The sequence below is a fragment of the Micromonospora sp. SL1-18 genome, assembly GCF_047921505.1.
GTDB lineage: Bacteria > Actinomycetota > Actinomycetes > Mycobacteriales > Micromonosporaceae > Micromonospora.
In genome coordinates this window covers 1-230 of sequence record NZ_JBLROA010000287.1, presented here as the reverse complement: position 1 = coordinate 230, position 230 = coordinate 1, and the positions used below count along the sequence as shown (strand labels likewise).

Genomic DNA, 230 nt, shown 5'->3' with positions numbered 1-230 from the left:
CCAACGGTCAGGACCGCCCCTTCGAGTTCCCTCTCGTAACGCCGCAGCCCGTCCAGCCGACACGAAAAGCTACCTACGATGGCCAGGAGGTCCTCGACCAACTCCCGCTGGGGAGGCAGGGCCTCCTGATTGGCCACGACGATCTCGCAGCCGCCGCGGGCGGCCACATGCTCCAGCAAGTCGAAGCCGAAACGGGCCAGCCGGTCCTTGTGGGCCACCACCAGCGTGGC

Annotated in this window: 1 protein-coding gene; it reads right to left on the bottom strand. The window is 67.8% G+C overall.

Going from position 1 to position 230, the window contains the following annotated elements:
- Positions 1-230, bottom strand: a 230-nt coding sequence (locus ACNAW0_RS30970) for an IS607 family transposase (protein ID WP_416291574.1), incomplete at both ends; no start/stop codon positions are given.